The 23,979-nt window shown below is 73.0% G+C and carries 16 protein-coding genes, 1 tRNA gene and 1 pseudogene; 9 read left to right on the forward strand and 9 right to left on the reverse strand.

The features are described 5' to 3' along the window. Positions 1-104: 104 nt before the first annotated feature. The 5 genes from ACXNSR_RS31360 to ACXNSR_RS31380 form a co-directional block, all read right to left on the reverse strand. Positions 105-881: an ABC transporter ATP-binding protein gene (locus tag ACXNSR_RS31360; protein ID WP_458638712.1), complete on the reverse strand. Its 777-nt coding sequence runs from the start codon at positions 879-881 to the stop codon at positions 105-107. Next, on the reverse strand, positions 878-3,610 hold the full coding sequence (locus ACXNSR_RS31365; protein ID WP_458638713.1) for an ABC transporter permease subunit: 2,733 nt from the start codon (positions 3,608-3,610) through the stop codon (positions 878-880). The genes ACXNSR_RS31360 and ACXNSR_RS31365 overlap by 4 nt, the downstream gene beginning before the upstream one ends. Positions 3,611-3,619: 9 nt before the next feature. Beyond that, positions 3,620-4,897 carry an ABC transporter substrate-binding protein gene (locus ACXNSR_RS31370; protein WP_458638714.1) on the reverse strand — a complete coding sequence of 426 codons (1,278 nt, stop codon included), beginning with the start codon at positions 4,895-4,897 and terminating at the stop codon, positions 3,620-3,622. 159 nt (positions 4,898-5,056) lie between these two features. Continuing rightward, the gene (locus ACXNSR_RS31375) at positions 5,057-6,880 is read right to left on the reverse strand and encodes an AMP-dependent synthetase/ligase (RefSeq protein ID WP_458638715.1); all 1,824 of its coding nucleotides are present in this window, start codon (positions 6,878-6,880) and stop codon (positions 5,057-5,059) included. Positions 6,881-7,150: 270 nt separating this feature from the next. Further along, positions 7,151-8,002 (reverse strand): LysR substrate-binding domain-containing protein, encoded by an 852-nt coding sequence (locus tag ACXNSR_RS31380; RefSeq protein WP_458638716.1) that lies wholly within the window; start codon positions 8,000-8,002, stop codon positions 7,151-7,153. A gap of 126 nt (positions 8,003-8,128) precedes the next feature. Between ACXNSR_RS31380 and ACXNSR_RS31385 the strand changes: the two genes are divergently transcribed. The 6 genes from ACXNSR_RS31385 (at position 8,129) to ACXNSR_RS31410 (ending at position 15,754) form a co-directional block, all read left to right on the forward strand. Beyond that, positions 8,129-9,184 carry a bile acid:sodium symporter family protein gene (locus ACXNSR_RS31385; protein ID WP_458638717.1) on the forward strand — a complete coding sequence of 352 codons (1,056 nt, stop codon included), beginning with the start codon at positions 8,129-8,131 and terminating at the stop codon, positions 9,182-9,184. Between the two features lie 9 nt (positions 9,185-9,193). Continuing rightward, positions 9,194-9,625: a (2Fe-2S) ferredoxin domain-containing protein gene (locus tag ACXNSR_RS31390; RefSeq protein ID WP_458638718.1), complete on the forward strand. Its 432-nt coding sequence runs from the start codon at positions 9,194-9,196 to the stop codon at positions 9,623-9,625. A gap of 202 nt (positions 9,626-9,827) precedes the next feature. Continuing rightward, positions 9,828-12,140, forward strand: coding sequence for a dynamin family protein (locus ACXNSR_RS31395; RefSeq protein WP_458638719.1), 2,313 nt, complete (start codon positions 9,828-9,830; stop codon positions 12,138-12,140). Beyond that, positions 12,130-13,557: a hypothetical protein gene (locus tag ACXNSR_RS31400; protein WP_458638720.1), complete on the forward strand. Its 1,428-nt coding sequence runs from the start codon at positions 12,130-12,132 to the stop codon at positions 13,555-13,557. Before ACXNSR_RS31395 ends, ACXNSR_RS31400 begins: the two co-directional genes overlap by 11 nt. 5 nt (positions 13,558-13,562) lie before the next feature. Beyond that, positions 13,563-14,654 (forward strand): hypothetical protein, encoded by a 1,092-nt coding sequence (locus ACXNSR_RS31405; protein WP_458638721.1) that lies wholly within the window; start codon positions 13,563-13,565, stop codon positions 14,652-14,654. Then, on the forward strand, positions 14,651-15,754 hold the full coding sequence (locus ACXNSR_RS31410; RefSeq protein ID WP_458638722.1) for a patatin-like phospholipase family protein: 1,104 nt from the start codon (positions 14,651-14,653) through the stop codon (positions 15,752-15,754). The genes ACXNSR_RS31405 and ACXNSR_RS31410 overlap by 4 nt, the downstream gene beginning before the upstream one ends. A 9-nt stretch (positions 15,755-15,763) precedes the next feature. Here ACXNSR_RS31410 and fdhD read toward each other — a convergent pair whose 3' ends face one another. Continuing rightward, positions 15,764-16,591 carry a formate dehydrogenase accessory sulfurtransferase FdhD gene (gene fdhD, locus ACXNSR_RS31415; RefSeq protein ID WP_458638723.1) on the reverse strand — a complete coding sequence of 276 codons (828 nt, stop codon included), beginning with the start codon at positions 16,589-16,591 and terminating at the stop codon, positions 15,764-15,766. A 217-nt stretch (positions 16,592-16,808) separates the two neighbouring features. On the opposite strand from fdhD, the gene ACXNSR_RS31420 reads away from it, so the two are divergent. Continuing rightward, positions 16,809-17,750: a beta-ketoacyl-ACP synthase III gene (locus ACXNSR_RS31420; RefSeq protein ID WP_458638724.1), complete on the forward strand. Its 942-nt coding sequence runs from the start codon at positions 16,809-16,811 to the stop codon at positions 17,748-17,750. Here the strand turns inward: ACXNSR_RS31420 and ACXNSR_RS31425 are convergent. Beyond that, on the reverse strand, positions 17,734-18,903 hold the full coding sequence (locus ACXNSR_RS31425; RefSeq protein WP_458638725.1) for a low temperature requirement protein A: 1,170 nt from the start codon (positions 18,901-18,903) through the stop codon (positions 17,734-17,736). The genes ACXNSR_RS31420 and ACXNSR_RS31425 overlap by 17 nt on opposite strands. Before the next feature lie 289 nt (positions 18,904-19,192). Here ACXNSR_RS31425 and ACXNSR_RS31430 point away from each other — a divergent pair. Further along, a tRNA-Leu gene (locus ACXNSR_RS31430) sits at positions 19,193-19,277 on the forward strand. Between the two features lie 396 nt (positions 19,278-19,673). Here ACXNSR_RS31430 and ACXNSR_RS31435 read toward each other — a convergent pair. Beyond that, positions 19,674-20,393: pseudogene (locus ACXNSR_RS31435) on the reverse strand (IclR family transcriptional regulator domain-containing protein); the annotation flags it as partial. Between the two features lie 809 nt (positions 20,394-21,202). Further along, positions 21,203-21,751: a sigma-70 family RNA polymerase sigma factor gene (locus ACXNSR_RS31440; protein ID WP_458638726.1), complete on the reverse strand. Its 549-nt coding sequence runs from the start codon at positions 21,749-21,751 to the stop codon at positions 21,203-21,205. A gap of 463 nt (positions 21,752-22,214) precedes the next feature. Between ACXNSR_RS31440 and metG the strand changes: the two genes are divergently transcribed. Continuing rightward, on the forward strand, positions 22,215-23,930 hold the full coding sequence (metG, locus tag ACXNSR_RS31445) for a methionine--tRNA ligase (RefSeq protein ID WP_458638727.1): 1,716 nt from the start codon (positions 22,215-22,217) through the stop codon (positions 23,928-23,930). The last annotated feature ends 49 nt before the right edge of the window (positions 23,931-23,979 follow it).

Genomic DNA, 23,979 nt, shown 5'->3' on the forward strand with positions numbered 1-23,979 from the left:
TTCCCTCACGTCGGTGGGTCGGTGCTGCGGCGGTGGAGCGTCGTACGAGGGGCGACAACCGGCCCCTCGTACGACGTATTCCCGCCAATGTTCGGCGCGCGCCCTCACGCGGTCCCGAGGTACGCCTCCCGGACCAGCGGGTTCGCCCTTACCTCGGCCGCCGTGCCCTCGGCCAGCACCGTCCCGAGGTCCAGTACGACGACCCGCGCGCACAGCTCCATCACGAAGGCCACGTTGTGCTCGACGAGCAGTACCGCGCAGCCCTCCCGCTCGGCCAGGCACCGCACGACCTCCGCGAGCCGGGCGCGCTCGGGCGCGGACGTGCCCGACGCCGGCTCGTCCAGCAGCAGCACCCGCGGCGGATCGGCCACCGCACGGGCCAGCTCGACCATCCGGGCCTGCCCGACCGGCAGCCCGCCGGCGTACGAGGCCCCGAGCGCGCCGATCCCGCAGTCGGCCAGCACCCGCTCGCCCCGGGCACGGCGCTCGCGCTCCCGGGCCCGCCGGGCGGGCAGGGCGAGGAGATCGGCGGGCGGCCCGCCCCCGCCGCCCCGCCACTCCTGCGCCACCAGCACGTTGTCGGCCACGCTCAGCTGCCCGAACAGCTGCTGCCGCTGGAAGGTGCGGCGTATCCCGTGCCGGGCCCGCCAGACGGGGGAGCGGCGGGTGATGTCCGCCCCGTCCAGCAGCATCCGCCCCTGATCGGGGCGGCGGATCCCGGACAGCACGTCGAACAGGGTCGTCTTCCCGGCGCCGTTCGGCCCGATCAGCCCGCACACCTCGCCCGCGCGGACCCCGAGGTCCACCCCGGTCAGCGCCCGGACACCGCCGAAGCGCACACCGACCCCGCGGGCCTCCAGCACGTACCCGCCCCCGCTCATGTCGCCATCCCCAGGTAGGCCTCGGTGAGCCGGTCCGCCTCCACCTCGGCCCGGGGGCCGCACCAGGAGACCCGGCCCTGGGAGAGGTAGGCCACGGTGTCGGCGATCCCGAGGATCTCCGCCGCCTTCTCCTCCACGAGGAGCAGCGCCGTCCCGGCGTCCCGGAGTTCGGTGAGCAGCGCGTACACCTCCTCCACCACGCGCGGGGCGAGCCCGAGCGAGGGCTCGTCGGCGATCAGTACCGCGGGCGGCCGCTGGAGCAGCGGAGCCAGGGCCAGCATCTGCTGCTCCCCGCCCGAGAGCGCCCCCGCGGGGATCCCGCGCCGCTCGGCGAGCCGCGGGAAGCGGGCGTAGACGGCGGACCGGGCGTCGGCGTCGCGCACGTACAGGGCCAGGTTCTCCTCGATGGTGAGCGCCGGGAAGATCCCGCGGCCTTCGGGGGCGAGCAGCACCCCGGCCCGCGACCGGCGTACGGCCCCGTCCCGGGTCGCGTCCCGCCCGCCCACGTACACGGCCCCGGCCCCGACCGGCAGCAGCCCGGCGGCGACCCGGCAGGCGGTGCTCTTCCCGGCCCCGTTCGGCCCCAGCACGGCGAGGATCTCGCCCGCGCGGACGGTGAGATCGACCCCGTGCAGCACGAGCCCCCCGTCGTACCCGGCGGTGACCCCGCGCAGCTCCAGGGCAACATCAGCCCTGTCGGCTCTTGAGCCGCGGGGGTTCGGGGGAGGAGCCCCCGTCGGGTCAGGGGCGGAGCCCCGGGAAGCGGCGGCGTGCCGTCCTGCCGGCCCCGGCTGCGCCGGTATCCGCGACGGCGGCGGTTTTGCGCCACGCCCCCGCGCCAGCCGCACGGGCACCGCCGCGCAGTACCCGTCCGGATCGTTGGCCAGGGCCAGCCCCGCCAGCCCGAACAGGATCACCGGCAGGTGTGCGGACTCCGTCACGTAGTCCGCCAGTACCCGCGGCGCGGCGGCGAACACCAGCCCCGCCACCACCGCGTACTGCGGCCTGCGCACACCCGCCGCCACGACCACCGCCAGCCATACCAGCCCGGTCATCGCCGTGAAGTCCGTCGCCGTGATCCGGGTGTTGTACGAGGCGTACAGCACGCCCCCGAACCCGGCCAGTCCGGCCGACAGCGTGAACAGCAGCAGTTTCGTCCGCAGTAGGGAGACTCCCGAGGCGACCGCCGCCGCCGGGGCCGACCGGACCGCCAGCATGGCCCGCCCCGTCGGGGAGTCGCGCAGCGCGGTCAGTCCGGCCGCCACCACCGCGACCAGGACCACCAGGGCCACCCCCAGTGCCCGGTCGTCGGAGAGGTCCACCGGCCCGAACACCGGCCGCGGGACCGGCCATCCCGCGTCGCCGTTGCGCAGCCACCGCAACTGGAACAGCACCTGATCGGCGAGGAAGGCCAGCGCCAGCGTGGCCAGGGCCAGGGACCTGCCCCCCAGCCGCAGGGCCGGCAGCGCGACGAGCGCCCCCAGCAGGGCCGCCGCGCACGTGCCCGCGGCCAGCGCGGCCACGAAGGGCCAGCCCCGGCTCATGAGCAGCCCGGCCACGAGCGCGGCGCCGGTCACGAAGGTGCCCTGTGCCAGCGACACCATCGCCCCGAGCCCGGTCACCACGGTGAAGGACATGAACACGAGCGCGATGGCCAGCCCCTGCGCCAGCAGGCCGCTCCAGAAGGGGGTGGTCACGGTGTAGAGCGCCACGCACAGCGCCGCCCCACCCGCTGCCCACACCCCCCACCGCCGTCCCCACGAGGCCCCGGCCAGATGGTCGACCGGCGGCGCGTCCGCGGCCGCGACCCCGGCCGTCCGCGCCCTGCGGGTCAGCACCAGCAGCCCGCCGAACAGGATCAGGAAGGGCACGGCCGTCCGGAAGCCGGTGACGGACTCGGCGAAGGACGCGTACCCCGCCACCAGGTTCTGCAGCACCCCGAGCCCGAGTCCGCCGGCGAAGGCGAGCGGCACGGAGGCGAACCGTCCGATGACCGCCGCCGTGGCCGACACGAACAGGAACAGGGTGAAGTCGTGTGCCGACAGCCCCAGCAGCGGGGTCGCCAGGACCCCCGCGAGACCCGCCAGCCCCGACGCGATCATCCAGGCCACCGACGACAGCCGGTCGGCGCTGATGCCGCGCAGCTCGGTCAGCGAGCGGTTGTCGACGGCGGCCCGCAGCTGCAGCCCCAGCCGTGTGTGCCGCATCAGCACCCACAGGGCCACCGCCACCAGCGCCGTCACCACCCAGGTGATCAGCTGGTCGGAGTCGATGCCGACGCCGTCCGCGAGCTGCCAGGACCGCGCGGGGCTGGGCCCGACGCCCGGCAGCCCGAACTGGTTCTCCGCCGGCTTCACCGGCGCGCCCGCCTCCGCCAGCAGCTCCACCAGCCACAGCCCGGCGGCCGGCAGCGCCACCAGCAGCCCGATGGTGGCCACGATCTGCGCGGTCTCGCCGACCCGGGCGAGCCTTCGGAACATCAGCCGGTCCAGCCCCCAGCCGAGACCGGGGGCCAGGACGAGGACCACCAGCAGGGCGGCCGGGACGGCGGGCCAGCCAAGCCCCGAGTGCAGCTCGTAGAAGGTGAGCGCGCACAGGTAGGCGGTGGCCCCGTGCGCGAAGTTGAACAGTCCGGACGCCGAGTACGACAGCACCAGCCCGGTGGCGAGCAGTGCGTACAGGGCGCCGGAGACCAGACCGCTCAGTACGAAGACGAGCAGATCCCCCATGCCGCTGCCCTACTTGAAGGGGATGGGTTCGTAGCACTTGAACGGTACGGAGACCTCGTACGCGCCGTTCTTCAGCTGTACGAGCGCCCCGCAGCCGAAGCTGTCCTTCTGCCCCTTGGGCTCCGCCCGGTCGCCGACGAGCGTGCCGGTGTCGGAGAAACCCTGCGCGGCGGCCTGGAAGGACTCGACGGTCAGGTCCTTGCCGGCCTTCTGCGCGACGGCGAGGAAGAGGTCGGCCGACATGTACCCGGTGAGCATGTGCATGTTCAGGGGCACGTCCTGGCCACCAGCGGCCGCCTTGATGTCGGCCTTGAACTGCGTCATCTTCGGATCGTCCGACTCGAAGGGCTGGAACTGCAGCAGCACGTGCACCCCGTCGAGGGCCTGCTTGGTGGCGTCCTTGGCGAGCAGCCCGGGATCGTAGTCGGTCGGGTCGGAGAGCAGCCCCTGGTAGCCGCTGCGCTTGAGCGCGGTGAACAGCCCGATGTTGTTCGGTGTCTGCATGACGGAGACGACGGCGTCCGGCGCCTTGCCGCCGTCGGCGGCGAGGATCTCCTTCACGTACGCGGACCAGTCGCTCGGGACGGCGGTGGCGGGCACGGAGGCCTTGGCGTAGGAGACCTCGAATCCGGCGCTCGTGAAGCCCTGCTGGAAGGTCCGGATGCCGAACTTGCCGGCGTCGCTGTCGTTGGCGATGATCGCGACCGACTTGCCCGGGGCCCCGCCGAGGATCCGGCCGATGCCCTCTGGCCAGGTCTGGTTGAGGGTGCCGCCCGGGGTGGGGACCAGGCAGCCGTTGAAGCCGTAGATGTGCTTGGGCCCGCAGAAGGCGGGCAGGGTGCCCCAGCCGAAGGTGGGGACCTTCTCCTGCTCCAGGAAATCCGCACCGGAGAAGGTCACCGAGCTCATGGGGGAGACCGCGAAGACCTTGTCCTGCTGGACGAGTTTGCGGGCGGCCGCCAGGTTCTTGGCGGGGTCCTGGCCGTCGTCCTCCGCGCCGAGGTAGTCGATCCTGCGTCCGTTGACCCCGCCCTCGGCGTTGGCCCGGAGGTAGCGGGCCTTGGCGCCGAGGTCGGTGTCCTTCTTGCTGTAGCCGCTGGCGCTGGTCATCGACACGATCCCGCCGACCTTGATGGAGGTGTCGCTCACCCCGCGGGAGTTGCCCGGCGCGTCGCCGGGATTGGCGGGCTTGCCGGGGGATGTTCCGCCGTTGGAGGCGGAGTTGCAGGCGGTGACGAGCGCGAGGGCCGCCGCCGCGGCGGCCAGGGTGCGGATCGGTCGCAACATGTCGGGGATCCCCTCCGGTCGGAATCCCCGCATTCTGTGCGCGACCTGACGGATCGTCAATATCGTCGGCCAATGGAAATGACGATCCGTCAGTTCCGGGTGCGCGCCCCGGCGAGCGGCCCCGGACCTGCGCCGCGACCTCCCGCGGCCGGACCCGGCTCAGGAGGAGTACAGAGCCGCCACCTCCTTCGCGTACGCCTTCTCGATCGCCCGGCGCTTGAGCTTCAGCGAGGGGGTCAGCAGCCCCCGTTCCTCCGTGAACTGCTCACCCAGCACCCGGAAGGTGCGGATCGCCTCCGCCTGCGAGACCAGGGTGTTCGCGGCCACCACCGCCCGGCGCACCTCCGCCGTCAGCTCCGGGTCACCCACCAGCGCCTTCGCCGGCAGCTGCGGCCGGCCGCGCATCGACAGCCAGTGCGCTATGCCGTCCATGTCCAGGGTGACCAGCGCCGCGATGTACGGCCGGTCGTTGCCCACCAGCACGCACTGCGACACGAGCGGATGCGAACGGACCCGCTCCTCCAGCGCGGCGGGTGCGACGCTCTTGCCGTTCGAGGTCACCAGGATGTCCTTCTTGCGCCCGGTGATGGTCAGGTACCCGTCCGCGTCCAGCCGGCCGAGGTCCCCGGTGGCCAGCCAGCCGCCGCGCAGCACCGCCTCCGTACCCCGGGGATCGTTGAGGTACCCGGAGAAGATGTGGCTGCCGTGCAGCCAGACCTCCCCGTCGTCCGCGATGTGCACCGTACTGCCCGGGATCGGCCGCCCCACCGTGCCGTACTTGGTCGCACCGGGCGGGTTCGCGGTGGCCGCCGCGCACGACTCGGTCAGCCCGTACCCCTCGAACACCGTGATCCCGGCTCCGTCGAGGAACAGCCCCAGGCGGCGCGACATCGCCGACCCGCCCGACATGGCGTGCCGCACCCGGCCGCCCATCGCCTCGCGGACCTTCCCGTAGACGAGCCGGTCGAAGAGCTGGTGCTCCATGCGCAGCGCGGCCGACGGCCCGGGCCCGGCACCGAAGGACTTGCGCTCGCGCGCCTCCGCGTACCGCACGGCCGTCTCCACGGCCCGGTCGAAGGGGCCCGTGCGTCCCTCCGCCTCCGCCTTGCGGCGCGCGCCCGCGAAGATCTTCTCGAAGACGTGCGGGACGCCCAGCACGAAGGTCGGCCGGAAGGCGGCGAGGTCCGGCAGCAACTCGGCCGCCGCCAGTACCGGTTGGTGGCCCAGCTTCACCCGCGCCCGGACGGCGGCCACTTCCACCATCCGCCCGAACACGTGCGCCAGCGGCAGGAAGAGCAGGGTGGACGGCTCCTCGCCCTGCCGGGCCCGGAAGACCGACTCCCAGCGGCTGACCAGGGTGTCGGTCTCGTACATGAAGTTGGCGTGCGTCAGCACGCACCCCTTCGGCCGGCCCGTCGTCCCGGAGGTGTAGATGACGGTGGCGGTCGCGTCGGGCGTCACGGCACCCCGGTGGCGGTGCACGACGTCCTCGGCGACCCCGCGGCCGTCGGCGACGAGCTCGTCCACGGCCCCGGCGTCGAGCTGCCACAGCCGGCGCAGGTGGGGGAGCCGGTCGATGACCGATCCCACCGTCATGGCCTGGTTCTCGTCCTCGACCACGCAGGCCGTGCAGTCGGAGTCGAAGAGGATCCAGTGCACCTGATCGGCGGAGGACGTCGGATACACCGGGACGGGCTGGGCGCCGATCGCCCACAGGGCGAAGTCGAAGAGGGTCCACTCGTACCGGGTGCGGGACATGACGGCGACCCGGTCCCCGAAGCGCACCCCCTGGGCCAGCAGCCCCCGGGCGAGCGCGAGCACCTCGGCGGCCAGCTCCCGGGACGTCACGTCCCGCCAGACCCCGTCGGTCTTCCGGCCGAGCACCACCCGGTCCGGCTCCTCGCGGGCGTGCTGGAAAACGATGTCGGCCAGGCCGCCGACGGGTGCGCCCGTGACGACGGGTGGGACGGTGATCTCGCGCAAGGCCCCGCTCCTCTCCGCGCGCCGCGGTGAACGTACCTCATGGTCAACAGGGGGTGACCGGCCTTCGGATACCTCCACAAGACCTCCCCAGTGATCACGGTGTTCACGCCGCTGACGTGCGGGTCGGAGGGTGCGGGCCCGCCCGTGCGCGCCGGTGGCCGCCCCCGTGCGCCGGGTCGCGGTCCGGTGCGCCGGGCGGTGCGCCGGGCCGGTCCGGCGACCGGTCCGGCGACCGGTCCGGACAGCGGCCGCTCCGGCGGCACCGGGCGGTCAGCCGGTGCGGGTGAGCCGGTCCGCGCCCGAGAGGACCGCCGCCGCCAGCGCCTCGGCCGCGGGCGACGCGCGCCCCCCGCGGAGCAGCGCGAACTCCACCGGCCCCAGCTCCGGCAGCCCGCTCACCCGCACCAGGCCCGGCGGAATCAGCCCCCGGGTGTGCGCCATCACGCCCAGCCCGGCCCGGGCCGCCGCGATCAGGCCGCTCAGACTGCCGCTGGTGCACGCGATCCGCCACGCCCGTCCCTCCCGCTCCAGCGCCTCCAGGGCGCGGGCGCGGGTGATGCCCGGCGGCGGGAAGACGATCAGCGGAACAGGGCGCTCCGGGTCCACCCGCAGCCCCTCCGCGCCGATCCACACCATCCGGTCCCGCCAGACGAGCCGGCCCCGCTCGTCCCCCGGCCCCCGCCGTTTCGCCAGCACCAGGTCGAGACGGCCCGCGTCCAGCCGCTCGTGCAGGGTTCCCGAGAGCTCCACCGACAGCTCCAGATCCACCTCGGGGTGCTCGTGCCGGAACCCTTCGAGGATCTCCGGGAGGCGCGTCAGCACGAAGTCCTCGGAGGCCCCGAACCGCAGCCGCCCGCGCAGCCGCGTCCCGGCGAAGAAGGCCGCCGCCCGCTCGTTCGCCTCCAGGATCGTCCGCGCGAAGCCGAGCAGCGCCTCGCCGTCCTCCGTCAGCCCCACGCTGTGCGTGTCCCGGACGAACAGCGGCCGCCCCGTCGCCTCCTCCAGCCGCCGCACGTGCTGGCTGACCGTGGACTGCCCCACGCCGAGCCGCCCCGCGGCCTGAGTGAAGCTGAGCGTCTGGGCCACCGTGAGGAAGGTCCGCAACTGGACAGGGTCGTACATACCACCACGTTAGACGCTCATCACGGATCGCGATGGCAGTGAGTGCGGTGTGCGGGTTTCCCGATGAACGCCCGCCGCCGACCATGAAAGGAGCACCCCGCCCCGACAGCAAGTGAGCACCCCCGCATGCGCCGCCCGCACCTCCCCGCCCGGCTGCCCCTGGACCCGTACGTCCTGGCCCTGCTTGCCACCGTGGGCCTCGCCGCCCTGCTCCCCGCCCGCGGCCCGGCCGCCACCGCCGCCGACCTCGCCTCCACCGGGGCCGTGGCGCTGCTCTTCTTCCTCTACGGGGCCCGGCTCTCCACCCGCGAGGCCCTCGACGGCCTGCGCCACTGGCGGCTCCACCTCACCGTGCTCGCCTGCACCTTCGTACTCTTCCCGCTCCTCGGCCTCGCCGCCCGCGTCCTCGTCCCCGGCCTGCTCACCGCCCCCCTCTACGACGGCCTGCTCTTCCTCTGCCTGGTCCCCTCGACCGTGCAGTCCTCCATCGCCTTCACCTCGATCGCCCGCGGCAACGTCCCCGCCGCGATCTGCGCGGGCTCCTTCTCCAGCCTGGCCGGCATCGTCCTCACCCCCCTGCTCGCCGCCCCCCTGCTCGCCGCCGCCCTGCTCGGCGGCGGCGCGGGCGGCTTCTCCCCCGACTCCCTCCTCAAGATCACCCTCCAGCTCCTGCTGCCCTTCCTCCTCGGACAGGCCCTGCGCCCCCGGGTCGGCGGATTCCTCGTCCGTCACAAGCAGGTCCTCGGCCGCGTCGACCGCGGCTCGATCCTGCTCGTCGTCTACGCCGCCTTCAGTGCGGGCGTGGTCGCGGGCATCTGGCAGCGGGTGAGCCTCCCGCGGCTCGCCGCCCTGGTGTTGGTGGAGGCCGTGCTCCTGACCGTCATGCTCCTCGCCACCTGGTACGGCGCCGCCCGCCTCGGCTTCGGCCGCGCGGACCGCGTCGCCATCCAGTTCGCCGGTTCGAAGAAGAGCCTGGCCGCCGGACTCCCCATGGCCAGCGTGCTGTTCGGGGCCCATGCCGCCCTCGCCGTGCTCCCGCTGATGCTCTTCCACCAGATGCAGCTGATGGTCTGCGCGGTCATCGCCCGGCGCCGCGCGCACGACCCGCTGCCCGAACTCGCCGCCGACCGTGTGGCGGACGTCTCGCCCGCGCCCGAACGGCCCGCGCCCCGGGCCCGTTAACGTTCGGTGGTGACCTGGATACGCCCGCTCGGCGCGCACGCCGAACGCCCCTGCACGCTGGTGGTCTGCCGTGGCTGCTGCTGCGGCGACCCCCGCAAGAACCCCGGCTCCGACCACGCCGGCCAGCTCGCCCGGCTGCGCGAGGCCGCGGCGGCCTCCGGGGGCCGCCTGGCCGTCCGTACGAGCGAATGCCTCGGCCCGTGCGCCCAGGCCAACGTCATCGTCGTCCAGCCCACCACCGAGGCCCGGCGCCGCGGCGCCCGCGCGACCTGGTTCGGCTGGGCCCTGGACGACACCGCGACCGACGAGATCATCGCCTGGGCCGAATCCGGTGGCCCGGGCACCACCCCGCTCCCGCCCACCCTGGACCTCCACCGCATCGACCCGCCGACCCCGAAGCCGCCCAAGGACTCCCCGCGCCGCGGCCGCCGGGGACGCTGAACCCGACGGACGAGTGGTTCCACTGGACTCCGTCGAATCACCCTCCCCGGCCGGATCGTAGCGGTAACGTCACAACCAGTTGCCGTCGGACGGGCAGACTCGCTCGTGCTCGTCCGGCTTCACTCGGGGTGCGCGCGTGGGGGTACGGATGCCGGACGTCAACGGATCAGTGGACAAGGCTACGGAGAGTGGGGACGGGCGCGTGGAAGCGGCCCGTGCGACGGACGCCCTGGAACTGATGGAGCAGGTCGTGCACGTGCTCTCGCAGGCCCAGGAGCTGGACCTGTCCTGGAGCACCCATGTGAACGGCGAGGCGGGGGCCGTGGCCGCCATGCGCCAGGAGTGCGACGCCGTGCGCGGGGGAGAGCTCCGCATGTCGGTGGTCGCCCCCATGAAGGCCGGGAAGTCCACCCTCGTCAACGCCATCGTCGGCTACGAACTCCTGCCCGCCCGTGCGGCGGCGATGACCACGCTCCCCACACGGATCGTGCTCGACCGCTGCCTGACCGAGGTGGAGCTCGCGGAACAGGGCACCGACGCCTTCCGGCCCGTACTGGAGCTGCGAGAGCAGGACGCGGCGCGGTTCGACATGCTGGTGAAGGCGCTCCACACCCACCTGTCCCCGTCCCTGGCCGAGCGGGAAAGCGCGCGGTATCCCCACCTCGTACCCCTCATCGAGGACGTCCTCGCCGACCGGTTGCCCCCCACGAGGGACCGCTATCAAGGGCGCGGCGAGGTCCAGGAAGCGCTGACCCTGCTCAACGACCTGATGCGGCTGGCCGGTAGGGTCCTGCCCGCGGGCTGGCGGGTCGACCTCACGGACGTCCCCGTCGTACGCACGCCCTATTGGGCGCCCGGCGCGGGCGAGGACGACGGCCCCGGCCGTCTGGTCGTCGTGGACACACCCGGACCGGACGAGCACGACCTCTCCGAGATGCTCGGGAACGTCGTCAGCAAACAGCTCAGTGAGAGCCACATCGTCCTGGTCGTCCTCGACTACACGAAGATGGGCGGACAGTCCGACGCCCGGATCCGTGCACTCATGGGGCCCCTGCTGGACGTCATCGGCCCCGAGAAGCTCTTCGCGGTGGTCAACAAGATCGACCAGAAACGCCACGACACGGACCTCGGCAACGACGGCATCGTCCAGTCGGTCACCGCCAACCTCGGACTGTCCGATGCCACGGCCGGGGAACGCATCTTCACCACCTCCGCCGAGTGGGCGCTCGCCGCCGTCCGGACACTGACCTCCCTCAGGGCCGCTCAGGACGGCTTCGCCCCCGCCCGGGACGAGTCCGTCACCCGGTTGATGAAGCTCGTGTTCCCCATGGACTGGGAGGAAGAGCTGGCGGACATCACCGCCAAGCAACTGGCCGGGAAAGCCCGACGCGCCTGGGAGTACAGCCGGATCGAGCCGTTCCTGGCCTCCGCCGTCTCCCACCTGCGCCGCAGCGCCCTGCGCCTCGCCATCGAAGTGGCTCTGAGCAAGGCCGCCTCCGAACTCGACGATCTGGAAGTCGCCACCGGGTCACGCCGGGACCTGATCGGCCGCAGGTCCCAGGACCTGGCGCGGGCGGTGGAGCAGATCTCCGAAGAGATGGCCGAGGTCGCCGGATTCCGGAGCCAGGTCACGGCACCCGCGAAGCTCGCCGACCGTCTCTTCGGTGACCTGCGCAGGCAGTTGCGGGACGCACAGGACGAGGGAGACAAGATCGTCAAGAGGTTCCGCCACGACCTGAAGAACGCGGCGCGCTCCGACGGCTCCGGGCTGCTCGACCGGGCGCTCAAGACCGTCTTGCGCAAGGACGACGAAGCCTTCGAGTTCACCACCCCCGAGGACGCGGGGGACTTCATCCGCTTCCGTACCCTGGAGCCGAAAGCGCGCCTGGACACCATTCTGGAGCGCAGCCGCAAGCGCATCGAGGTGTCCGTCGGAGCCTCCGCGCAGCGCTTGGTCCAGCGGGAGAGCGAGCTCGTACGGCCCGTCATCGAGCGGGCCGCGGCACGGGTCAAGGACGAGTTCGACCTCACCTTCACCGTGCCCGAACCGGACCTGCAGGGCTCCGGCGTGGCGGAGACCCCCATAGGCCCCGAGGCCGAGACGCGACAGACGACCGTCGAGGTCGAACGCGAGGTCTACGGCCGCTCCTGGCGGACCGCATGGCTGTGGCGGACCACCTACCTCAAGACCGTCACCGAAGTGACCGAGGAACACGCGTACGTCGTCGCCGCGGACACCCTCGCCGACAGCCTCCAGCAGTCCTTCCACGGATGCATCCGCGAGATCGAGGAGGCCCTGCGAGGCCACGTCCGCGAGATGGTCACCCAGCAGGTGGACCACTACTACGACGGGGTCGAAGCCTTCCTCCAGCGGTACCGGGGGATCCTGCAGCAATCCGCCGAGGACAACGAGCTCGAAGAGCTGAAGCAGAACGAGCTGCGAGAGAACCTCAACGCCTTCCTGAACACCGTCCGGGGCTTGCGGGCCGAGGTGGAGAACGTCCGTGCCGTCTAGCGGGACCCCGACCCGGACCCGCCCCACACCGACCCCCCTGCCCCAGGCGCTGTGCCGGATGCTCAGCGGGCTCAGTGCTGCGGCCGTCCACGCCCTCGGCACCCACGACCGCCGGCGGCCGCCGTTGCCGGAAGCGACGGCGGGAGGGCTGGCGGCGCTGCTTCCCGAGCTGTCCGAGGCGCCGTCCGGGCGCCTCGACTACCGCGTCCCCCTCATTGCCCCGATGAAAGCAGGCAAATCCACTCTGCTCAACGCGATCGTCTGCCAGGAACTGCTGCCTTCGCGCGGCCCGGCGATGACGGTGCTGCCCACGCGGGTCGTTCCCGTCGCCCACCATGCCTTACCCGGACCGGTCCTCACCCTCGCGCCCGAGACCGCCGCCCGCATCGACGGCCTCGCCGCCCGGCTGCGCGCACCCGGGCGCCGCGCGGCCGTGGACGCCGCGGTGAACCGCCATCCCCAGCTCGCCTCCGCCGCCCGCGCGCAGCCCGGCCCGCCGGGCGCCGGCGCCCCCGGCCACGTAGGGACGCACACCGTCCGCCGGGCGCTGACCAGCCTGAACGACCTGCTGCGCCTCGCCCTTCATGCGCTCCCCGAGGAGGTCGCGCTGCGTGAGGTGCTCGCCCTGCGAGCCCCCGAGGCGGTAGTCCCCGTGCCGTGGCTGTCCTCGCCCCCCGAAGGAGGCCGACTGGTCCTCGTCGACACCCCCGGGCCCGACGAGGAACTGCTGCCCGGCGTCCTCAACCACTTCGTGGCCCACGAGGTCGGCCACGCCCACGAGGTCCTCGTCGTCCGTGATGCCACGCGCCGTGGCAGCACGGCGGAAGCCCGCGTCGACCGGCTCCTCGCCGAAGCGGCTCCCGACAGCGGACGGACGCCCGTTTTCACCGTGCTGAACAGGACGGACCTGGTGCCTGCCGAGCAGCTCGCGCAGCTGACCGGCGCTTTGGCACACGCCGACGACACGTCCGTGCGAACCGGCCGTACCGCTGCCCGCCAAGCGCTCGCCGCGGCATCCGTGCTGTGGCCGCGGTCGGACAGCGGTGCAGATGACGCGGGTCGGCACGCGGCGGCCATCGAGCTCCTGAGGGGCCTCTTCCCGATCGACTGGGAGGACCGGGTGGACACCGTGCTCGGCCGTCAGACAGACGCGCTCGCCCAACGGGCCTGGGACCGCTCCGGCATGCCCTCGGTGATGGCGGCCTTCGTCCACGACCGCGGCCGCACCCCCGGAGGATGGGCGCTGGCACGCCTCCTGGCCCGGCTCGCCCCGCTCGTGGGGCCGCCCCCGCCACCGGGCCGTGCCACCACACCCCGAACAGCCGCGGACGACCTCGCGGTCCTGGGGGACCGCCGACGGCGCGTGGCGGACGCCGCACGGAGCCACTTCGCCGGCCTCGCGATCGAATGGAGGTGACACCGGTGCCGGACGACCTGCGCAGCCTCGCCCTGGACGCGCCGCTGCTGACCGACCGGGTTCTGCTCGAACTGGCCAACAGCATGGTGGTGGCCGAGGACCTCACGACGTACCGGCGTGAGCAGTCCCTTTCCGGGAGCCTGCTCGCCCGGATCGTCGGCCGGGAACGGCAGCGCGAACTGCTGACGACCCGGGCTCTCGTCGACGGTCAGCGCTCCCTGGTCGCCTGGGCCACCGAACTCACCGGCCACGCCCGGATATCGGACCTGGCCCTGACGCGGGTCGCCGAATGCCTGGGAGAGACACGACGCCGCGTCGAGGAGGTCGGCGGACAGTCGTCGGCACGGCTGGCCGAACTCGCCGACGTGGTCGCCCGGATCGCCGAGGCCTGCGAGACCCGGTTCACAGAGGCGGAGAGCCGCCTCGCCGCGCTCGAGGAGCACCGGGCGGCCACCGAGCTGAGGCTGGAGGCGGAGGAGGCCCTGGAACTCTCGCTGGGGCGCTGGACGGCAGGCCAGTCGTACACCGGGCTCCCGTGGGCGGTGCAGGTGGTGCTGCTGTCGGCGGAGATCGCCGCCGGGCCCACCGGTGCCCACAGCTTCCGCTCGGGCCGCGACACCTACAGCGAGCGGCTGGTCAACGCCGTACTGAACGTCCCCCGAGCCGACACGCCCCAGGGCCGCTTCACGCTCGCGGACCTCCTCGACGAAGGCTGCGGTGCAGCGGCGCCGGACCGGCTGCGGCTGGCCGCCGAGATCCTGGGCAGCGGTCTGGCACCTTCCCTCGCCCCACCGGCCGGCCCGCTCAGCGCCGTCGCCGGTACGGCCGTAGAGCTGTGGTCCCTGCCGGGCATCGCCCGCCCGCAGCATCCGACCGAGACCGCCGCCGTACTCGTGCAGCGACGGTACGGGTGGTGGACCCCGCGCACCGGCACGGCCCGGCACTTCGTCGAACGGGTCGTGACCGAGCAGGCCGTCGCCGCCCGGACCCTGCGCGGACGGGCGGCCCACGCGAGCACCGTGCCCCGGCCGGCCGCGTACCTACCCGGGCCGGACGGCGGCCGCCGACCGGACACGACCACGTCGGCGCAGACATGAGCGGCTTCACGGACCTCGCGGCCGCCGCCCGGCAGGCGGCGGCCGCGCCGTACACCGCCGGGGGTGCTGCCGGGACACCGGAGAAGGCGCTCCCGGACCGGGCGCCCGCCGCGGACCGGGCGGGCGGCCGACCGCCCAGGATCGGTCTGGTGCTGTCGGGCGGCGGAGCCAAGGGCGCCTACCACGTTGGGGTGGTGGAGTACCTGGCATCGGTCGGCACCAGCATCCACGCCATCGCGGGTGCCAGCATCGGAGCCCTCAACGGGGCGGTTCTCGCCGCCGCCGGTACCCCGGCCGAGGGTGCTGCCGCACTCGCCGCCGTATGGGACGAGGTGGCGTGGCGGGCGGGGCACACCGGTCCGTCCACCGGGGCGGACGGACCGCCGCCGGAGGAAGCGACGGTGGAGCAGCTCGCCCGGCTGCTGCCGCGACTGTCCGCCCCCGCACTACACCCGGCGGCCCTGGAAGACCTCGTCGCCGACCATGCCGACCCGGACCGGCTCGGCACCGGGATCCCGCTCTGGGTGTCCGTGTTCCCGGCACTGGAGGAGACCGACGCCCTGCGCGGCTGGAGCTGGAGCCTCGACGTGGTGCGCTCCGGCCTGGGGGCGCGCGCCGAGTGGCTCCACGTCAACAACCTGCCGCGGCGGGAACGACACCGGGCGGTCCTCGCCAGCGCCGCGCTCCCCGTCATACTCCCTCCCCGTCGAGTCGGCACGCGCCTCTACCGGGACGGCGGGATGGCGGACAACACTCCGGCCGGGGCCCTCGCCCGGTCCGCCGGGTGCGACATCGTGATCGTCGTCCACCTCAGTGACGGGTCGCTGTGGGACGCCCACGACCATCCCACGCTGCGCGTCATCGAGATCCGCCCCCGGCGCCGCATCCGGCCGCCCGGCCCGCTCGGCGGCGCGACGGCCCTCGTCGACCTCTCCCCGGGACGCCTCGACCGCCTGCGGACCCAGGGTTTCGAGGACGCCCGGTGGACCATGGAGCCCCTGCGCGCCCTGCTGTCCTCCGTGGACGCGGCGAGGACCGCGCAGGCCGGCATGTTGGACGCCGTTGCCCGGCTGGAGGAAGAGGCCCCGGAGCCCGGCTGACGCCCGGACTCAGAGGGTGATCCGCTCCTCGCCCGCGTAGATGTTCATGTCCGGTCCCCGCAGGAAGCCGACCAGCGTCATCCCCGACTCCAGGGCCAGGTCCACCGCCAGCGAGGACGGCGCCGAGACGGCCGCCAGTACTGGGATGCCCGCCATCACGGCCTTCTGCACGAGCTCGAAGGAGGCGCGGCCCGACACCAGCAGGACCGCGCCCGCGAGGGGGAGCCGCCCGGACTGGTACGCCCGGCCCACGATCTTGTCCACCGCGTTGTGCCGGCCGACGTCCTCCCGCAGGTCGAGCAGCTCGCCCTCGGCCGTGAACAGCCCGGCCGCGTGCAGTCCGCCCGTACGGTCGAAGACCTTCTGGGCCTCGCGCAGCCGGTCCGGCATCGCGCTGAGGACCTCCGCGGGTACCCGTACCGGATCGTCGGCGATCCCCGGGAAGCGGGTCGCCGTACGGACCGCGTCCAGGCTGGCCTTCCCGCACAGGCCGCAGGAGGAGGTGGTGTAGACGTTCCGCTCCAGCGTGATGTCCGGCACCGGGACCCCGGCGGCCAGCTGGACGTTCACCACGTTGTAGGTGTTCGAACCGTCCTCGGTCGCCCCCTCGCAGTAGGTGACGGCCTGCACGTCCGAGGCGGCGCCGAGCACGCCCTCGCTGACCAGGAATCCCACCGCCAGGGCGAAGTCGTCGCCCGGCGTACGCATCGTGATGGCCAGCGGTTTGCCGTTCAGGCGTATCTCCAGCGGCTCCTCGGCCACCAGGGTGTCCGGCCGGACACCCGCCCCGCCGTTCCGGATCCGGACGACGCGGCGGCGCTCGGTGACCCGTCCCATGGTGATCAGCCCACCCCTTCTGTTCTTGCCTCGGTTCTTGCCGGTTCCCGACAAGCTCATTGTCCCGGTTCCGCTTCCCGCGACGCTCCCGGCAGGTGGATCCTCGGGAAGCTCCAAAATCCGGGGCCGGAATCCTGTCGGGTCACACGCACACGTACCCACCAGTAGCAGGCAAAGCTGGGTGATCCTGACTTCCGTACAAGGGGGGACCCTGCCCATGACCGGTTCACGCGTGGTGGCGCTCGGGCACTACCAGCCCGCGAAGGTGCTCACCAACGAGGACCTCGCGGCCATGGTCGACACCACCGACGAGTGGATCCGGTCCCGCGTCGGCATCCGCACGCGCCACATGGCCGGCCCGGACGAACCGGTGGACGAGCTGGCCTACCAGGCGGCGGGCAAGGCGCTGGCCGGCGCCGGCCTGACCCCGGACGACATCGACCTGGTGCTCGTCGCCACGTCGACCGCGATCGACCGTTCGCCCAACATGGCCGCGCGCGTCGCCGCCAAGCTGGGCATGGGCGGCGGCCCCGCCGTGATGGACATCAACGTCGTCTGCTCGGGCTTCACCCATGCCCTGGCCACCGCCGACCACGCCATCCGGGCCGGCTCCGCCACCCGCGCCCTGGTCATCGGTGCGGACAAGATGACCGAGATCACCGACTGGACCGACCGCACCACCTGCGTGCTCACCGGCGACGGAGCGGGCGCGGCCGTCGTCGAGGCCTGCGAGGAGCCGGGCATCGGCCCGGTCCTGTGGGGTTCGATCCCGGAGATGGGCAACGCGGTCCGGATCGAGGGCTCGCCGCCGGTCTTCGCCCAGGAGGGCCAGTCGGTCTACCGCTGGACCACCAGCCAGCTCCCGCCGCTCGCCCGCAAGGTGTGCGAGAAGGCCGGGGTCACCCCGGAGGAACTGGCCGCGGTCGTCCTCCACCAGGCGAACCTGCGGATCATCGAGCCGCTGGCCGCGAAGATCGGCGCCGTCAACGCCGTCGTCGCGCGCGATGTCGTCGAGTCCGGCAACACCTCGGCCGCCAGCATCCCGATGGCCCTGTCGAAGCTGGTCCAGCGCGGCGAGATCCCCTCCGGCGCCCCGGTCCTCCTCTTCGGCTTCGGCGGCAACCTCTCCTACGCGGGCCAGGTCATCCACTGCCCGTAGGCGTCGCGGTGCAGCCCGGGGTCCAGCGGACCTCGGCTCCCAGCGTCCCCAGCAGCACGACGACGAGCGCCACCAGCTGCCAGAGCCCGGAGGCGCCCGTGCCGACCGGGACCGTCGCCAGGACGAGCACCAGCGCCGCCGCCCGGAACCGGGCCGGGCCGATCCCGAGCACGGCCCGGAAGGCCAGGTCGCCGGCGAGGTAGACGGCGACCCCGCCCGCGAGGGCGAGCGCCGGGCCGGTGTGCAGGTGCTCGCCCAGGTGCCCGATGGTCTTCTTGACGCCGGCCGCGAAGGCGGCGATCCCGAGCAGCATGGGCAGGAAGGCGTAGTAGTAGGCGAGCATCGCCAGCTTGAAGCGGTTCTCGGGCGGTGTCTCGGCGAAGACCTCCTCGGCCCGGCCCTCGTCGCGTACGAAGTACATCCACCACAGCGCCGACGCGACGGCGAGCGCGAGGAAGGCGCCCCCGGCGATCCCCACGGACAGCGGCAGCGAGCCGGTCCCGATGCCGATCGCGATGACGGACTCGCCGAAGACGATGATCAGCAGAAGCCCGTGCCGCTCCACGAGGTGCCCGGAGCTCATGCCGCCGAGCTGGTCGCTGACGGTCGTCACCGCGGTCACGGTCTCGACGGGCTCCGCCCCGCTCGCCGCCACCCGCTGCACCAGTTGCGGCACGGCGAACTGGATCAGCAGGGCGAGCATCCACAGCCCCCAGGCGGGCGGCCCGTCGAAGAAGCCGGCGGCCAGCACCGACAGCGCGCACAGCATGTTGGGGAACGCGAACCAGAGCACCCCGAACCCGTGCGCCTGCGTGTAGAGGGCGCTGTGCACGAGGACCACGAACACGTACCCCAGGCCGAAGGCGATCCCGCCGGCGCCGAACGCGGTCGGCACGGCCAGCGCGCACACCAGGAACGCCCCCATGGCCAGCATCAGCAGCACCCGCCGGACCGTCCGGTCCGGCGGCACCTGGTTGGTCAGGTGCGCGTAGCCCCCGTACATCCAGAACAGGACGGTGAAGATCAGCACCACCTGCCCCGCGCCCCGCAGGCTCAGATCGTCCGCCAGAAGCACCGTCAACTGCGTGATGGTGAAGACGAAGACGAGGTCGAAGAACAGCTCCAGCGTGCTGACGCGGTGCTCGGATTCCATGCGCGGCTCCCCCCGGACGTGTGCGCAGCCATCCGACAGTCCGGCTCCCCCCGGTGTCCAGCCGGTATCAGCATCCGGAAGTGGAGGTGAAGCGTCCGATCGCCCCCTCGCCGGGACCGGCCGCCGCCCCGGCGATGGCGAGACGGTCCGTCCCGCTACGGCCTTCGCCGCATGCGTGCAGGTCAGCCCGGCGTGGCGGAGGATCGCCGCCCGGATAAGTGGTCGGAGACCCGCCGATCCTTTGCTATTGTTGTCCATGTCGCCGCGGGAAACCGGGGCCGACCACCTGGTCCGGGTGGCGGAATGGCAGACGCGCTAGCTTGAGGTGCTAGTGCCCTTTATCGGGCGTGGGGGTTCAAGTCCCCCCTCGGACACAAGAAGTAGGAGCCCCACACACAGTGTGGGGCTCCTGCCGTTTTCCCGGACCGGCCGGACCGGGGCGGTCACGGACCCAGGACCACCAGACCCGGCGGAGTGGTCAGGCTGCCGGGGACGACCGACGTGAACGTGTGGGGCACTGACAGCCGGGGCCGGCCGGAGTCCGGGGCGGCGTCGAAGAGATACGCGGCGGCGGCGGCCGTGTCACTGACCAGGTGCGGGCCGCCCGCCGCGGCCGTGCTCCCGGTCAGCGGGGTGCGGAAGAGCAGCCGGAGGTGGCGCAGGGTCTCCGGGGTGACCGGAGCCCGCATCGGCCGGGGCTCGGGCTGCTCCGGTGCGCAGCCGGGCTCGGCAGCGGGCGCGGCCACCGGGTCCGGGGGGATGGCGCCGGTCAGGAGGAGGGCGAGGAGGACCGGTACGGCCTTGCGGCGCAGCGCCTCGGTGGCCGGACGCAGCCGGTGGGCATGGGACGCCGGCAGGGACAGCGCCAGGCTCCCCGCCGCGCCGCCCATGGCGAGCGGAACGGCCGCGCAGACGACCCCCGGGGAGTACTCGAGCAGGTCGAAGACGGGCGCACCCGGAGCCACCGCGTCCAGTGCCGTGAACAGGGCCCGGCTGTCGGTGATGGTCTGCGCGGTGAGCCGGGCGGGCCGGTGCCGGGCCACGTGGTCGGCGCGGCGCTCGTGGTCGAGCTGGGTCAGCAGGCACTTGCCTACCGCGCTGGCGTGCGCGGCGTCCCGGAAGTCGACCCACTCCTGAACCGGCGGCGTCGCCGGACCGGCCGCCATCTGCGTGATGTGGACCTCGCCCCCCGCGTACCGGCTGAGGTACACGGCGGCGCCCGCGCTGTCCCGGGCCAGGGCCAGGGTGCGCTGGAGCTGCCCGGCCAGGCCGTGGCCGCCGGGGGCGGCGAGCCGGTCCAGGGCCGGGCCGCGCCCGTAGACCCCGGCCCCCGGCCGGTACGCGTACTCCTCCTCGCACAGCATCGCCAGGAGGGGGCGCAGCTCCGCCTCCGCGAGGCCCGACTTCCGCGCGAGCCGGTCGGCCCGGACCCCCAACGGGTGCTGCTCCAGGACCCGTACGACGGCCAGCGCGCGTCGGGCCTCCGCCAGCGCCCCGCCCGTACCGTCCTGTACGACGGTCCCGCGGGCCGCCGCCGTCAGTGCGGGGTGGCGCAGCGGTCCGGCGGCCGGCCGGGCCGGCGCGGCCGCCGCGGCCGGCGCGACGACCGTGACGGGCTGCGGCCGGAACGCGGCCAGCACCCCCGACAGCCCCGGCCGCGGCAGCGGCACCGGCCCCAGGTCGGGGTCCTCGAACTGGTCGACGTGGCGCAGCACGGCCGCCTGCGTGCACAGCCGGACCTCCCGCAGATCCCGTCGGCCGCCCGGCCGGAAGCCGCGCCGGCCCAGCTCGCGCGCCCAGTGCCGGGCGTCGTGGTGCTCCCCGCGCCGGGAGTGGTCGAGGAAGAGGCAGTACGCGGCCGCGGAGGTCCGCGGGCTCCCGGACCCGGCGGCGAACTGCCACCAGAAGCGGGCTCCTTCGCGCAGCCCGGCCAGGTGCAGCAGACAGCCGAAGACGAGGGCCCCGGCCAGGTCGGTGTGCCCGTCGCTGAGGAAGGAGTCGAGGTGCGCCCCGGCCTTGGGCGCGCACGCGGAGGCGAGGCAGACGGCCTTGAGGTCGCGCCGGGCCCGTTCGGCGTCGAGCGGACAGTCCCGGGCGGGGTCGCTCCAGCCGTGCACCGACCGGCGCCGGGCCCGGTGGCCGGGGGCGGGCGGGTGCGGTGTGGCGCGCAGCAGCCGGGCCTCGGCGGCGCCGAGGTCGTAGTGCCGGTAGCGGTCGCGGACGCCCGCCCGGGCGAGGAACTCGGCCAGGGAGCGCGGGACCGGGTCGCCCTCCTGCAGCTCCTGCCGCTCGTAGCGCCTCATGATTCGGCTGATTCGGGCGATGCGGCGGACGTGGCGAGCAGGCGGGCGAGCCGCCGGTGGGCCTGTCCGAGGTAGGAGCGGACCGTGGCCTCGTCGACGCCCATCACGGAAGCGGCCTCACCGGGGGTGCACTGGAGCCCGTAGCGCAGCAGTACGGAGTCGCGTTGCCGCTCGGCGAGCCGGGAGACGGCGGAGTAGAAGCGGATGGTGTCGGTCAGTACCTCGTACTGATCGGCCTGGGCCTCCTCGAGGGCGGCCTCGAAGGCGCTGATGTCCATCGGCTCCGGTCGCTGCTGCCACGGATGGTGCCTGCCCTGCCGGTCGACCAGGCTGTGCTTGAGCACGGTCCAGGCGTACGCGTCGAGGCGGTCCATGTGGAGCATCCGCAGCCACTCACCCATGATCGAGTCGAAAGCGGCGTCCACCGCCTCCTCCGCCGCCGCGTCGGAGCCCAGCTGCAGATACGCGAAGCGCATGTAAGCGGGCCGCCGATTGGCGTGGAAGGCCCAGTACGACAGGCGCGCCGTCGGATCCCACTGGCTCATGGGAGTCGGCCGCCGACGCCGGCTCGGTAGTCCCACGGCCCCACCGGACTCCTCCGGTCCGCCATCGTTCACCGCTCCACCTCATCCCCTGTGCGCTGAACAGGTAAGCAGCGCGGGCGCACTCGGAGGGCGCAGAGCAGAAACCTGAAAGCAATACGTCGCGGATGATCGACCCGTGATCGATCTCGATCACGCGCGGCCTCAGCCAGCACGTATGCATATGCCCGCTGCCGGTGCCGCCGCAGCTGCCGACGCCCGGGCACCGGTCCGGCGCGCCGCGGTCCGGCTGTAACATGGGCCCGATCGCGAGGGCCGTGACGGAGAGGTCACTGCCCTCGCTTTTGCTTTACGTCCACCCATGAACAAATGCGGCGCGTGGCCTCGCGGCGGTTCGATACGATGAACCGCATTCACAATCCGTTACGTCACGTTGTACCGCACATAGGAAATGGAGCATCCGAGGATGGCTCGACACCTGATCACCAGCGCGCTTCCGTACATCAACGGGATCAAGCACCTGGGCAACATGGTCGGGTCGATGCTTCCGGCGGATGTGTACTCCCGGTACCTCCGCCAGCGCGGCCACGACGTCCTCTACATCTGCGCCACCGACGAGCACGGCACCCCCGCCGAACTCGCCGCCAAGGAGGCCGGCGTCTCGGTCGCCGAGTTCTGCGCGCAGGCCCACGACGCCCAGAAGGCGGTCTACGACGGCTTCGAGCTGTCCTTCGACTACTTCGGCCGCAGCTCCTCCGCGCAGAACCGCGAGATCACCCAGCACTTCGCGCGCAAGCTGCAGGAGAACGGGTTCATCGAGGAGCGCGCGATCCGGCAGGTGTACTCGCCGGTCGACGGCCGCTTCCTGCCCGACCGCTACGTCGAGGGCACCTGCCCGCACTGCGGCTACGACAAGGCCCGCGGCGACCAGTGCGAGAACTGCACCCGCGTCCTGGACCCGACCGACCTGATCGAGCCCCGCTCGGCCATCTCCGGCTCCACCGAGCTGGAGGTCCGCGAGACCAAGCACCTCTTCCTCCTCCAGTCCGCGCTCCAGCACGAGGTCGAGGCCTGGGTCGCCGAGCACGAGGAGGAGTGGCCGCAGCTGGCGTCCTCCATCGCCCGCAAGTGGCTGACCGAGGGCCTGCACGACCGCGCCATCACCCGCGACCTCGACTGGGGCGTCCCGGTCCCGGCCGACACCTGGCCCGAGCTGGCCGCCGAGGGCAAGGTCTTCTACGTCTGGTTCGACGCCCCGATCGAGTACATCGGCGCGACCAAGGAGTGGTCGGACCTGGACCCGGCGAACCGCGACTACAAGTCGTGGTGGTACGAGGCCGAGGACGTCCGCTACACCCAGTTCATGGCCAAGGACAACGTCCCGTTCCACACGGTGATGTTCCCCGCCACCGAACTGGCCACCCGCGAGCCGTGGAAGAAGGTCGACTACGTCAAGGCCTTCAACTGGCTGACGTACTACGGCGGCAAGTTCTCCACCTCGCAGAAGCGCGGTGTCTTCACCGACCAGGCGCTGGAGATCCTCCCGGCCGACTTCTGGCGCTACTTCCTCATCGCCAACGCGCCCGAGTCCGACGACTCCTCGTTCACCTGGGAGCACTTCCAGGCCACGGTCAACAAGGACCTCGGCGGCACCCTCGGCAACTTCGTCAACCGCGTGCTGACCTTCTCCCGCAAGAAGTTCGGCGACGAGGCCCCCGCGGGCAGCCCCGCCGGCGAGGCCGAGGCCAAGCTGGGCGAGCAGATCGCCGAGCTGCTGGCCGAGTACGAGGGCCACATGGACTCCCTCCAGTACCGCAAGGCCGCGGCTGCGCTGCGCGCCCTGTGGTCGGCCGGAAACGCCTACCTCGACGAGAAGGCCCCCTGGACGGAGGTCAAGACCGACGTGGACGGCGCCGCGCTCACCCTGCGCACGGCGATGAACCTCATCCACCTCTACTCGGTGGTCTCCGAGCCGTTCATCCCGGCCTCGGCGCGCGCCATGCGCTCCTCGTTCGCGCTCGCCGACGACACCGCCACCTGGGTCACCCCGGAGCAGGCGCGGTCCCTGGACGCGGTGCCGGCCGGCACCCCGTTCACCGTGCCGCCGGTGCTGTTCGCACGGGTCACCGAGGAGGACCTGGAGTCCTACCGCGAGCGGTTCGGCGGCAGCCCGGAGGCCTGAGGCCCACGGCCCCGCAGGGCCCGGTGACAACTGCGTGAGGGGCACGACC

The sequence above is a fragment of the Streptomyces sp. NC-S4 genome, from assembly GCF_054353315.1.